We start from the raw sequence: 12,581 nt of genomic DNA, 5'->3' as shown, positions 1-12,581 counted from the left end.
ACCGAGCCTGTAAATTTCTTGTAAAACAACCAACTCGCATCTTTGACAAAAATGCCCTACGATAAGGAGGAAGTTTCCCTGTTATCAAGCCGAAAACGCAGTAAACTGCGACTACTATTTCTCACCTTCCTTCTAACTCCGCTTTTGAGTCAAGGAATTAACAGTCGTTCGCAAGCACAGCATATGGAGCCGTTACACCAAGCGACGGCTGTGGAGACTGGAACCATTCAACTTCAAGTGAAAGCATCGCCCGGAGCTCTTTATCAAACTGAACTTTCCTTCGTCAATAAAGCATTACAACGCGCATTGGAAGAGGGTACAGCTGCCGATGCTTCTTTAGAAGCGATTCCCCCAGACACCACACTTACGTATGACAAAAAGGGGCAAACCATCCTTCTTGGGGTCACCCCAAACGGAGAGGTCGTTGATTGGACTTCAAAGCAACATATCCCTCTCCCCAAATCAGCTCAGGAATCGCTTCACATGCAAGTACAAACCCTTCGCGCGAAGCATTATGGCGAGATGCTGCCTTGGGAAGAAGCAAGTCTCGTTCTCCCCAAATTCAGTTCATTTACCGTCGTTGATGTGATGAGCGGACTTAGCTTTGAAGGGCAGCGTCGCGCGGGCTCCCACCATGCGGATGTACAACCGCTAACGAAAACCGACTCCGCGACGCTCAAAAGCATTTATGGCGGCCAATGGAGCTGGGACCGCCGCGCGGTCCTCGTGAAGCTGAATGGCCGCACGCTTGCCGCCTCCATGCATGGCATGCCGCATGGCGGTGATGGTATACCGGGAAATGACTTCAACGGTCATTTCTGTATTCACTTCCTCGGGAGCGTGACCCATGGCTCCCGCTCCGTTGACCCGGCGCACCAGGTCATGGTGCACCGAGCCGCAGGCTTGCTGACGGACTACGTCAGCAAGCTCTCGCCCTGGGCGCTGATCGACGTATGGATCAGCGCCGCACACCAAGGTGACCTGCAGCTGCTGCAGGTCACCACAGGGCAAGAACAGGCGATGCACGTGCGAAGCATGCGCCGCCTGTCCAAGTTCAAGGAGCTGGATACATCCCAGCTCCTGCAGTTCGACACAGCTGTCGATGTAACGATGACAGCTGCTAAAGCCTCCGCGGTGTCGAGTCGCCGCGTGCTCTTCCATCTTGAACGTGCCTCCGTACAAGATCGGTGGTACATACGCAGCGCAGAGATCCAATGAATAAGCCCGGCACTATGGAAATATCCATAATAGCCGGGCTTTCTTTTATGTTATTGCAAAGATTGACCCGAAACCCTACGTAATTCATTGGCCAGTCGATGGAACTCATTCTGTGCAGCTGCGGATGAGGTTGCCCCATATCCCGCAGAAAGGAAGGGAATGATCGCATTGGCATCTTTCACAGTAAGTGGATAGGTAGGTGGTTCTGGTGTAGTCCTTTTATTCCACCAACCTTCATTCCCATACGATTCATCATAGTCAACAGCAATACCATTCGCCAAGACATCGTTGAGGTATTGATAAATGTTAATAAACGTCGATTTCTTACCTCCACTCCACGCATAGGTTTGCCAGAACCGAGAGCAGGCCCCTGCGGCGTAAACGGCCTCCATAACAGCGTATGAACCATACACCCCTGTCGTGTAAGCAGGCGTAGCTTCACTCGCTGCTTTTATATACGCGATAACCGCCTCCATTTGGGCAGATGATACGTCAAAATCAACAGCAAAATAGATACAGCTCCCCTCCGGCTGCCCTACTTGCGCGGCAACCTGTAAAGCTGTAGCACCATCCGCCAAACCAGCACTTCTACCACCAAGAGCACGACTCGCCGTTGTCTCATAAACAGAAACCAACTGTAAGCCTGCTGCACTAATTGCGTCAGACTCTGATTTCGTTAATGCCTTTGCACCACTTGGCACCAAATATCTGGCAACAAATGTATAACCCTGTCCGACAAAAGTAGCCGCTTTTTGTGCCGTAAGCGGTGTTGAACAATCAAACCCTTTCGTCACTTGCCATCACCTACTTTCGAATTGGTATTCACAGCATATGCCAAAAGAACGAGACCCGACACCATCAGGCGTCTAAAGTCCCGTTCTTGGGCATGAAAAAAGGCATATCTCCATGGAGATATGCCCATTCCTACAATCCATTAAACTTCCTTCGTGCCGAAGCGAATGGCATTTCGTTCTTTGGCTCGCTGCGCTTCTACTTCTCGATTCCGAGGCTCCGCATTCGTAACCAATGAATCCATGAGCTTCTGTGCTGCCAAAGCTACTTCTTGCACAGCCAACTGAAACGCAGCTTCATTCACCTTTGAAGGCTCCGTAAACCCAGAGATCTTGCGCACAAATTGCAGCGACGCCGCCCGAACTTCATCCTCTGTCACGACCGGTTCATAGTTGAAAAGTGGTTTAATATTTCGGCACATATCGTACTCCTTCGGGCCAAGTATCCTATTTACTATACCATAAATCTATACCCAGATCCCCAAACAGTTCCTATGTATTGAGGTTTAGAAGGAGTTTCCTCGATTTTCTCCCTAATTCTAGCAATATGGACCGTTACCGTAGAGGCGTCACTCATCGCATCCATTCCCCAGATCCGCTCGAATAACTCTTCCTTGCCAAATACCCGATTAGGATATTGGACAAGAAACAGCAGCAGGTCAAATTCCTTTTGAGCCAGAACCACTTCATTTCCGTTCACAAATACACGTCTGGCATCCTTCTGAAGCTCAAGACCCCTGATCTGGATCGAGCTCCCTTCCATGCCTTTACCGAACCGCTCCTTCATCCGCTCGAACTTCTTCAGATGAGCACTTACTCGTGCCACAAGCTCACCTGAGCTGAATGGCTTCGTAATATAATCGTCCGCACCGAGGCCAAGTCCATTCACTTTGTAAATTTCCTCTGCTCTTGCGGATACTAGAAGCACGGGAATATCATCATGCTCACGAATGCTTCTCAATACTTCAAATCCATCTATATCGGGCAGCATGATATCTAAGATAACAAGCTCAAATTCTTCCTCCTTGAGTGCTCTCAGACCATCCGTACCGTTGTTTACCATCTTAACGGTATAACCGCTTAACTCCAGATAATCTCTTTGCAAATTGGCAATGCTCTGGTCATCCTCGACAATCAAAATTCTTTTCATCATAACCTCCGAACATGTTTAGAACTTTTTAAGTGAAATCATAATTCCAGTTCCCTCACCTACAGCGCTCTTTGCCCATATTTTCCCGTCGTGCCCTTCAATAATTTGCTTTGCTATAGCTAGACCCAGTCCACTTCCATTCTTTCTTGAAGGATCTACCTGATAAAATCGTTCAAATATAAAAGGAAGCTTGTCCTCGGGTATGCCATTACCGTTATCTTTAATTTCAATAATCGCAGATGTTCTAGTTTCTCTTAGTATGATGTCTATCTTGCCATTTGCTTTTCCGGCATATGTCATGGCATTGTCAATGATGTTTTGCACGACCCTCTTTAATCTTTCGCCATCAATTAATACTTTGACAGGCTCTTTTAATTCATTTATTAAGGCAATGGCTACATTCGCCTTCTCACATTCATATTTATGATCAGCAACACAATCCTCGAAATAACTGGTCAAATCGCTCTTTTCAAAATGGTAAGGAAGCTGATTCAAATCGAGTTTAGAATATAAGAGAAGATCATCAATCATCGCATTGACCAAAATAGCCTTGGAACGGGCGGTTTCCAGATATTCCTCCATCTTCTCAGGCGTCTTAGCTACGCCATCAATAATGCCTTCGATATAGCCTTTAATGGAAGTCACAGGCGTCTTTAAGTCATGTGAAATACTTGAAACTAGAAACTTTCGATTATCATCATATTTTTGCTGCAAATACACAGATTCCTTCAATTTGATTCGCATTAACTCCAAAGTTATCCCTAATTCCCGAATTTCGCCCTCGCCATCCTCGGAAATCTCGCCACTAAGATCGCCTTCCCTAATTTTAACCGCGGCATCTTTTAATCTGGAGATCGGAATGATGATACTTCGTGAGAATTTATAGGAAATCCAAGCATTCATCAGCAAAAATACAACGGTGAAAAAACCAATCGTAAAGATGCCAAGCATCCAATATACCTTTGTATTCACCTTGATTGGCGCAAGCAGGAGCAGAATACCCGAATCACCAGATGACAGTTTGAAATCCGCTCGGTTAAACAAATACGTTTGGCCATCAAGCTCGATTTCATTGCGATTAGACTCACTGGACAGCATTAAGCTTTTCTCTATATCTATCTTATTAAAATGCTGTGTGGCGAACATTACCTCTCTACCCACAATAAGGATCGCACTGGCATTCAAAACGTTCACACGATCAGTGAGGTCTTGTTGATAGGTCTTATCAAGGAGTCCCTCGAACCCTAGGGTCAGCGCTTCTTTTTTGATCTCACTAATGGCTGCACGAACCTCAAACGCTCGTTGGAACTGCTCTATACCGGCTTCACGGCCCAAAACTTTCGTATACGTAGCAACAAAAATAATGACAGCCAAGATCGTCAAACCAATGGAAAACAGCACAGCCAGCGTATTCATCGTGAAAAAACGTTTTGTTAAGTGCATGTAGATTCCTTTCTATATGTCCTTTCTGTCAAACAAGTAATACCCCGTAGTAAATAACATGATACCACAACCGAGCATAATTAGAATCTGGCGGCTTATTTTGAAGATATTGATGGATTCAGATATCCAAAGGGTATACCAGTCAAACATCGACGTAATAAAAAAACTCGAATAAGATGAGAATACAATGCCTAGGAAGTTAAAGCCAATAAACACAAGTATGGATAGGAAAAATACGGCTAGTCCTCCTTGAATTACATTCGCTAACAGCACGACAATAAGTGCAAACACAAATACAGGGAAAAACGTTAAACCATATGACACAAGTACCTTTACGATTCCAACCAAACTGGCGGACGAAGGGTTGAATACAAACCCAGCTATTAGCGAAAGGACCATAATAAACAACAAGTTGCCAGCAATAAACAGCGCTAAATTCAAAACTTTTGCGCTAAATACGCCGAATCTGGACACTGGTCTTAGAAGCGTTATTTTCATCGTGTTCGACGAGGATTCACCATTAAACATATCAATCGCTACAAATATCGCAAATAACGGTAATAGCGTATAGGCAATAAACGTCAGTACGGCTATAGGAAATTCAACACTCCCTACAACTCTCAATCCAAGGCCATGCTTAATCGTTGTTACCGCAATTTGACCGATCACTACGGCAAGAATGGATAGTATCGCCGCTGCCATAATTTTTTTCTTTTTAAGCAGCTTCACAGATTCATTCATAAATGCAGCTTTAAAGCCTACCATTCCTGTCCACCTCACTAACAAAATAATTCTCAAGCGATGAATAAAATGACAGAATATTTTGGGTATAATCGACGTTAACCAACTTGCCGCCATAAATAATCCCGATTCTCGAACACGTTAATTCCACATCATGAATCAAGTGGCTGGATATAAAGAAAGTCGTGCCTTCCTGGGACAGCTGTTTGATCAACTTTCTCATCTCCAGCATCCCTTCCACGTCCAATCCGTTTAAAGGCTCGTCCAAAATTAACAGTTTCGGTCTCGAAAGAATCGCAGCCGCTATCCCCAATCGTTGTTTCATCCCGAGCGAAAATTTCTGTGATTTCTCGTTTTTATATTTCAGCATCCCTGTGATTTCAAGACATTCGTCAATTCTTCGCTGATCGATGTCAGGATAAAATCTTGCAAACAGTCTCAAGTTTTCATTTGCCGTCAAATAGGGATACGATTCCGCTGTTTCAATGATACAGCCTACATGCTTCATTGCATTGACATAGTCATCTGCCACGCTCGCTCCGAAAATCTTCACATCGCCTTGATCGGGCTTCATAAGTCCTGTAATCATCTTCATCGCTGTCGTCTTCCCAGCACCATTCGGTCCAAGAAAACCGAATATATCCCCTTGATCTACCTCTAGATTTAAATCGCTGATTCCTCGGCCATTTGTAAATGACTTCGTTAAGCCCGTTATTTCAATCGCCTTGACTGACAATTCATCATCTCCCTAAAAAATCTCAGGAAGCCGCTATACGCCGCCTCCTGAGAATCATTTCTATTCAAATACGCGGCTAAATTCGCCATCATAAAAAGGCTTCATGCTATTGCTTTGTTTGTAAGCATTTTTATCGCTAATCTCTAGATTCATATCAAAATAAATTTTACCTGTTTGGTTGGGATGAACCATACCTTGCTTTTGTTCACCCTTCGAATCCGTGTAAGTAAACATTGGAGATGTTGCCATGTTGAATTCGAAATTGAATACATCCTTGTTTGGATACTCGCTCTCAAAACCAGGATTTACGGTTTCGGAATAAGTTCCTGCTACTTTGTCTCCATCTACACTTGTGATTTTAACTGTTCTCTCGCCAATTTTTGTGAACTTACCGTCTTTGTCCATAATAATATCATTTTGATAGGTTCCCACATATTTAGAGCTGAATCCGCCATTATGACTAACCTTCTCAACCTTAGCCGTGGTTAGATCAGGCTTGGTAATCTTCGTACTGCCAATATTAGAAATCTTTAACATGACATTGAGGTTTAAGTCATGCTGAACCCCATTTTTATCTTTTCCCGACAGCGTGATCTCACCCGTCAGATTTTCTAGATAGCCACCTTTGTTCTCATTCGCCGAACCTACAACCTTTTTCACGAAAATATCGCTCTCTATGTCTGGTAAATCTCTTTCATTACCCAGCATTTGCTTGATACCGAAGGAGGAGACTGCATTCACGATGGCCGGTACTTGTGCCTCGGACAAACTTCCGGAGAACACTTTACCGCCGTCTGCTCCTTCTTCAACTTGTACATAATCTTTCAATGAGCCAACTACCGCATCAACGATTTTCTCAACCTCAGTTGCTCCCTTTTCTTTAAAAGGATTACGGAAATCGGCTGGCCCCTTACGGTTCCGGTTCATCTCATCCGAATAGTCAAATACATAATATGTATTGTCAAATTCGTTTTTGTCAATGGATTGTTTCTTGTCAGCATAGTTATATCTGGAGGTCGTTTCACCTTTGGCGTTTTTCGTTACCTCGTTATTCTCTTTTACTTGGTTCACCGTATCCATCTTCTGGAAATTAGACGATTGAAGCAAAATTTGATCATTATCTTTCAATGTATACAGCGTCTCAACCGTATAATTGTTTAAACCATTTTCCATCATAGAAGCTGTATTTTTGACTGAACCCTTCAGCCGGTCGTACCCGGATCCAAGCATCGCATCAGCGAAAGCGGTAGATACAAATAAACAGGCTCCAACTGTGAAAGAAAGTACTGTAATTGATTTTTTGCTAAGTTTCATTTCTCTTCTCCTTTTTAAAACAATTTGCGGGAAACGTTTCCTTACTAGTTATTATATTATACGCTTATTGAATCCATCTAAATGGATTATTAACAAAGTATTAACTCTTTACATGACTGCGTAGAAACTAAATTTAAATGATTGGAGTATGATGAATGATGAGTGAATTTGTAAAACCGTCTAAATCAGCTGTCCTAGGAGCTGCCAATGGTGTCATGTTCATGACTTTCTTTGGCGCGCTCTGGGCATCTATTGGTATTGTTGGGTCACATCAACTTGGAGCTCCATGGCCACTTGTACTTTCAGCTATTGTAACAATTATCTTACTGAGCGGAGCCATTTCACTTTTTGTTAAATCTCGTAGCATGAATCATGCTGTTACACCGAAAGAAAAAGAAGACACGAAACGAATAAATCGAAAATTCGGTTTGATATTTGGATTGGAAGGTGTTGCGATCTTTCTTGCCAGTGTCATTTGCAATACGCTCAATCATTTTGAAGTCTTTTTCCCTGTCATGGCGATGATTGTTGGCATTCATTTCTTTCCTCTAGCTACATTATTTCGAGAAAAATTTTATTATGGTACGGGTATTGTCATGTGTATGCTAGGCATCATTTCATTGTTTTTACCCATCAACGCTACGTTTGGCAATGTGTCTATCATTATGATGTCTACGATTATTGGTTTCGGCTCAGCCGTGACGCTATGGGTGACGGGGTTGAGAATCTGGGGGACCCTGCTGAAACAGTTAAAACAATACGAATAAAAAGCACTGTGCATTAGCGTGCACAAACAAGAGCAAGCCCCTCATTCCCATCAAAACATGATGAGAACGAGAGGCTTGTTTTGTCTTTAAAATAAATAAAAACCCTTATATACCAAGGGTTTCCGTGCTATGGGCCCAGAGGGACTCGAACCCCCGACCAATCGGTTATGAGCCGACCGCTCTAACCAACTGAGCTATAGGCCCTAATGAAATTTGGTTGCGGGGGCAGGATTTGAACCTGCGGCCTTCGGGTTATGAGCCCGACGAGCTACCGAGCTGCTCCACCCCGCGTCATGTATGCCGCTCAACAGCGACAAAAATAAATATACACCAACGGAGATGGCTTAGTCAAGCGTTAATTTTATGCATAATCATTTCATTTATGTATTGTATCTGACGCCAAAGCGTCCTTTCTTCGACTTATAAACCTCAACTTCCTGCGGGCACTCATACCCATAGATCCACCAATCCTCTTCCATACGTTTCGCTAAACAGCCCGCTTGGAACTTCGAATCGTATAATTTCGCCCAATATATCCAATTCATGCATGTCCCTCCATTGTAGTCAGATCGTTACTTTTAGCTTATCCATATAAAGGATCTCTTATTAGCCGCATTGTCCAAAGATGATCTTAAATATGGAAAAATCCATTTTATTTGACCATATGACAAATAAAATGTGACGGTTTACAAGCATAGCAGGATTTTCCCTGTTTTTGGGGAAGTTAAGTGAGTAGACTATTTTGGCAGTACAAAAAGGAGAAAACACCCATGATCGAAACAATCAAAAGCTACCTACTCACGCATAGGGATGAACATATAAACGAACTCATGGCATTCTTACGAATTCCTAGCATAAGTGCAGTTGCCCAGCATCAACCGGATATGCTGAAATGCGCGGAGTGGACGGCTCAATCTTTACAAAAGGCTGGACTTGAAAACATTGAAATTATGCCTACGAAAGGCCACCCTGTCGTTTATGCCGATTGGTTACATGCCCCCGGCAAACCGACGGTACTGATTTATGGTCATTATGATGTGCAACCTGCTGAGCCATTAGAATTGTGGGAAACGCCTCCTTTTGAACCCGTAATCCGTGATAAGAAGCTGTTTGGTCGTGGTAGTACGGATGACAAAGGCCAACTGCTGCTTTATGTGAAGGTTGTTGAAGCCTTTCTACAAACACAGGGCTCACTTCCGGTTAACGTTAAATTCTGCATCGAGGGTGAAGAGGAAATTGCTAGTAAGAATCTCCCTGCCTTTGTTGAGGAACATGCAGCTAAACTGCAAGCTGATTCCATCGTACTTTCTGATACACAAATGCACGGTCCTGGTAAACCAGCACTCATGTATGGACTTCGTGGCTTAGCAGGGTTCGAAATCACGATCGATGGCGCGAATAGTGATCTGCATTCTGGTCTTTTCGGCGGTGCCGTACAGAATCCGATTCATGCAATGACCAAACTGTTAAGCTCCTTTCACGACGAGAATGGCCGTGTAGCCGTGCAAGGGTTCTATGACCGTGTAATCGAACTTTCGGACAAAGAGCGCGAAGCTTTCAAGAAAGTCGAGCCTGATGAAAACAAGGTTCGCACGAATTTGAACGTCACAGAGCTTTATGGGGAGAAAGGTTTCTCCTTTTATGAGCAAACGACGTCCCGTCCTACGCTTGAAATCACATCTGTTAGTGGCGGCTTCCAGGGTGAAGGGATTAAACCTATCATTCCCAATCGAGCTACTGCCAAAATTGCATGTCGCCTCGTCGCTGCGCAGGTCCCTGAGGAAATCATGAATCTGGTCGAAGCCCATATTCATGCACAATCTCTTCCTGGCGTGTCGGTTACGTTAGATCGCCAACTACGGGGGAATCCATTCATTACACCGATTGATGAGCCCGTTATGGTAGCGGCGGCAGAAGCCTATGAAGAAACTTTCAGTGAGTGGCCTGTCTATACACGTAGCGGAGGGTCGATTCCGATTGTCGAAGTGTTAGGTCGCGTCTTAGACGCACCTGTTGTACTTATGGGCTTTGGGCTACCTGGGGAGAATCTTCATGCTCCGAATGAGCATTTCCATTTGATGAACTGGGACAATGGGACAGAGACGATTAGTCGTTACTGGTTGAAGCTAGCTGCATTAGCTGCAACTACTACAGAATCTAACTAAGCTAGGGTAAAAGGAGTAACTTTATGGGGAATCACTTACACATGCGTGATGCACAATTAGCAGATTTAGCAGAAATCGTACGTATCTACAATTCGACGATTGCAGGTCGCATGGTTACTGCCGATACAGAACCCGTCACAACAGCTTCACGGGAGCGTTGGTTTCACGAACACTCTGCTGATTTCCGTCCACTTTGGGTGCTTGAAAATGAGAAGGGCATTTGTGGCTGGCTGAGTTTTCAGTCCTTCTATGGGCGTCCCGCCTATAACGCAACAGCGGAAGTTAGTATTTACGTCGATGAAGCCTGCCGAGGCCAAGGCATCGGTCGATATTTGATGGAACAAGCACTTGAAGCTAGTCCCAAGTTGGGGCTCAAGTCTTTGTTAGGTTTTATATTTGGGCACAATGAGCCGAGCCTACAGCTTTTCCGCAAATTCGGCTTCACGAATTGGGCGCATTTGCCGGGTGTCGCTGAGTTAGATGGGGTTGAGCGGGATCTGATCATTTTGGGCAAACGTGTTGGTTAGTCGACACACGTATTATAAAAAGCGCTACTCCTCCCTACTCGCGAAATCAATTTCGCGATGCTAATGAGTTGTGGCGCTTTTTTGTTAATCTTTTGGGTACTAAATGGTTATCTGAGGTTCCACTTCCATTTAGATGGAAAAACTACAGCTAAATCGAGCTAGTTATGCCTCCAAATTTGAAATAAATGGATTTTCTCCAGCTAATCCAGACGAATCGGAGGATTTTGTTCAAACCAACAGAAATTACCTGCACATTTTCCATCTATTCAATAATTACACCAGTAATCTGCGTTATTAGATGGAGAAAATCCATCTATCTGTTATCTGCTACACACTACTCTCCAAACACAACTCACAATACACTACAGACTACTCTACTCCACTCTACTCACCATTCATTCATTGATCACACACTGCCACTATCTACTCAACCTACAACACAATCGCTTCTACCTCTATCTCTATCAGCAATCGCGGGTCGATCAGCGCCTTCACTTCAACCATTGTTGCAACAGGCTGCACGTCACGGAAATACTCCCCATGCGCTTTGCCGAACGCTTCCCATAACGAAATATCCGTCACGAACATACGAGTTCGCACTACATCAGATAACTGTGCACCGAGCTCTCGAAGCGCCTGTTCAATCGTTTGAAGGATGAACCGCGTTTGCTCGTAAGCGTTGCCCACGCCAACAACCTCGCTGTCTTTCATCGCTGTCGTCCCAGCAACCTCGATTCGGTCACCTACACGAATGGCACGACAATAGCCAACCACCGGCTCCCAAGGTGAGCCCGTAAACACTCTTGTTCGATTCATTACACAATCGCTCCTTGCTTTTTACAAATATGCTGCTAATTTCGCTTGTAATCCCTCTGTCACCGGCAATAACGGCAAACGTAATGCACCTGATCCGATGACGCCTTGTTGGTGAAGCAGCCATTTGATCGGAGCGGGATTCGGCTCTTGAAATAGGAGTCGAATAAGAGGAAGAAGTTCCTCGAACTCTCGTCGGCTTTCCTCATGTGCCCCGCTAACAAAACTGCGGATAAAAGTAACAAACCTCTCCGTCTCCACATTCGCTGAAGCACTCATAACCCCTTTAGCGCCGGACTGCAGTGCTGCATACAGCAATGTGTCCTCACCACACAAAACTGGTTTAGAGCCCAATCTAGTCAATTCTGTGACCAGCCTAGTGTTAGGCGTACTGTCCTTCATCCCGATGACGCCGTCGATATCAAGGATGGCTCGAACCGTGTCCAACTCAAGCGTCACACCTGTGCGATGCGGCACATCATACAAGATCACTGGCACACCAACCCCTGCCACCTGGCGAAAATGTTCAATGATCCCCTGCTGACTTGGTTTGTTATAATAGGGAACTACAACTAATACAGCTTCTGCACCAAGTTTGCCTGCTTCTGCTGTTTTAAGAACAGTTGAACGCGTATCGTTCGTACCTGTTCCTACGATTAAAGGCACATCTACGTGAGCAGCGTCGCGAGCTGCTTGAGCTGTAGCAAACAACACCCCAAGCTCGTCTTTCGTGATCGTAGGTGATTCTCCCGTTGTCCCATTGACAACCAATCCATCTATTTCATCTTGAAATAAGTTATAAGCTTGATTATAAAAGGATGCAGCATCCACTTCAAACTCTTCATCAAAAGGTGTGACGATGGGGACATATAACCCCTGTAGGTCTTGTTCTTTTAGCAAAATAACCATCTCCCAG

Annotated in this window: 14 protein-coding genes and 2 tRNA genes; 4 read left to right on the top strand and 12 right to left on the bottom strand. The window is 44.5% G+C overall.

Translation table 11 applies throughout. From position 1 onward, the window contains the following. Positions 1 to 51 precede the first annotated feature (51 nt). Entirely contained in the window at positions 52 to 1,218 is a 1,167-nt protein-coding gene (locus GC096_RS29845) for a hypothetical protein (protein WP_171635396.1), read from the top strand. 50 nt (positions 1,219 to 1,268) lie between these two features. Here GC096_RS29845 and GC096_RS29840 read toward each other — a convergent pair whose 3' ends face one another. The 7 genes from GC096_RS29840 to GC096_RS29810 all read right to left on the bottom strand — a co-directional run bounded on the left by GC096_RS29840 (position 1,269) and on the right by GC096_RS29810 (position 7,393). Beyond that, entirely contained in the window at positions 1,269 to 2,012 is a 744-nt protein-coding gene (locus tag GC096_RS29840) for a DUF1906 domain-containing protein (protein ID WP_171635395.1), read from the bottom strand. Positions 2,013 to 2,152: 140 nt separating this feature from the next. Continuing rightward, positions 2,153 to 2,431 (bottom strand): DUF2277 domain-containing protein, encoded by a 279-nt coding sequence (locus tag GC096_RS29835; protein ID WP_056612580.1) that lies wholly within the window; start codon positions 2,429 to 2,431, stop codon positions 2,153 to 2,155. A 32-nt stretch (positions 2,432 to 2,463) separates the two neighbouring features. Further along, positions 2,464 to 3,159: a response regulator transcription factor gene (locus GC096_RS29830; protein ID WP_171636183.1), complete on the bottom strand. Its 696-nt coding sequence runs from the start codon at positions 3,157 to 3,159 to the stop codon at positions 2,464 to 2,466. An 18-nt stretch (positions 3,160 to 3,177) separates the two neighbouring features. Next, a complete protein-coding gene (locus GC096_RS29825) occupies positions 3,178 to 4,602 on the bottom strand; it encodes a sensor histidine kinase (RefSeq protein WP_171635394.1) in 1,425 nt (474 codons plus the stop codon). A 12-nt stretch (positions 4,603 to 4,614) separates the two neighbouring features. After that, positions 4,615 to 5,367, bottom strand: coding sequence for an ABC transporter permease (locus GC096_RS29820; protein WP_171635392.1), 753 nt, complete (start codon positions 5,365 to 5,367; stop codon positions 4,615 to 4,617). Beyond that, complete coding sequence (locus GC096_RS29815) at positions 5,354 to 6,079, bottom strand: ABC transporter ATP-binding protein (RefSeq protein ID WP_171635390.1); 726 nt, start codon at positions 6,077 to 6,079, stop codon at positions 5,354 to 5,356. The genes GC096_RS29820 and GC096_RS29815 overlap by 14 nt, the downstream gene beginning before the upstream one ends. A 60-nt stretch (positions 6,080 to 6,139) precedes the next feature. After that, positions 6,140 to 7,393 (bottom strand): hypothetical protein, encoded by a 1,254-nt coding sequence (locus GC096_RS29810; protein WP_171635383.1) that lies wholly within the window; start codon positions 7,391 to 7,393, stop codon positions 6,140 to 6,142. A gap of 155 nt (positions 7,394 to 7,548) precedes the next feature. Here GC096_RS29810 and GC096_RS29805 point away from each other — a divergent pair, with 155 nt between their 5' ends. Continuing rightward, on the top strand, positions 7,549 to 8,160 hold the full coding sequence (locus tag GC096_RS29805) for a DUF7010 family protein (RefSeq protein WP_171635381.1): 612 nt from the start codon (positions 7,549 to 7,551) through the stop codon (positions 8,158 to 8,160). 130 nt (positions 8,161 to 8,290) lie between these two features. On the opposite strand, the gene GC096_RS29800 is transcribed toward GC096_RS29805, so the two are convergent. From GC096_RS29800 to GC096_RS29790, 3 genes are all read right to left on the bottom strand, one after another. Next, positions 8,291 to 8,364 (bottom strand) — tRNA-Ile (locus GC096_RS29800). 10 nt (positions 8,365 to 8,374) lie between these two features. Then, positions 8,375 to 8,451: transfer RNA gene (locus GC096_RS29795), tRNA-Met, on the bottom strand. Positions 8,452 to 8,540: 89 nt separating this feature from the next. Continuing rightward, positions 8,541 to 8,705, bottom strand: a complete 165-nt coding sequence (locus GC096_RS29790; RefSeq protein ID WP_167356966.1) for a hypothetical protein — start codon at positions 8,703 to 8,705, stop codon at positions 8,541 to 8,543. 225 nt (positions 8,706 to 8,930) lie between these two features. On the opposite strand from GC096_RS29790, the gene GC096_RS29785 reads away from it, so the two are divergent. Next, the gene (locus GC096_RS29785; protein WP_171635379.1) at positions 8,931 to 10,325 is read left to right on the top strand and encodes a dipeptidase; all 1,395 of its coding nucleotides are present in this window, start codon (positions 8,931 to 8,933) and stop codon (positions 10,323 to 10,325) included. Between the two features lie 23 nt (positions 10,326 to 10,348). Then, on the top strand, positions 10,349 to 10,852 hold the full coding sequence (locus GC096_RS29780; protein ID WP_171635378.1) for a GNAT family N-acetyltransferase: 504 nt from the start codon (positions 10,349 to 10,351) through the stop codon (positions 10,850 to 10,852). 432 nt (positions 10,853 to 11,284) lie between these two features. On the opposite strand, the gene GC096_RS29775 is transcribed toward GC096_RS29780, so the two are convergent. Continuing rightward, entirely contained in the window at positions 11,285 to 11,668 is a 384-nt protein-coding gene (locus tag GC096_RS29775; RefSeq protein ID WP_171635376.1) for a RidA family protein, read from the bottom strand. 21 nt (positions 11,669 to 11,689) lie between these two features. Then, positions 11,690 to 12,574 (bottom strand): 4-hydroxy-tetrahydrodipicolinate synthase, encoded by an 885-nt coding sequence (dapA, locus tag GC096_RS29770; protein ID WP_312886369.1) that lies wholly within the window; start codon positions 12,572 to 12,574, stop codon positions 11,690 to 11,692. Between the last annotated feature and the right edge of the window lie 7 nt (positions 12,575 to 12,581).

This window comes from Paenibacillus plantarum (assembly GCF_013141695.1).
GTDB lineage: Bacteria > Bacillota > Bacilli > Paenibacillales > NBRC-103111 > Paenibacillus_E > Paenibacillus_E plantarum.
This window is presented reverse-complemented; position numbering and strand designations above follow the sequence as displayed.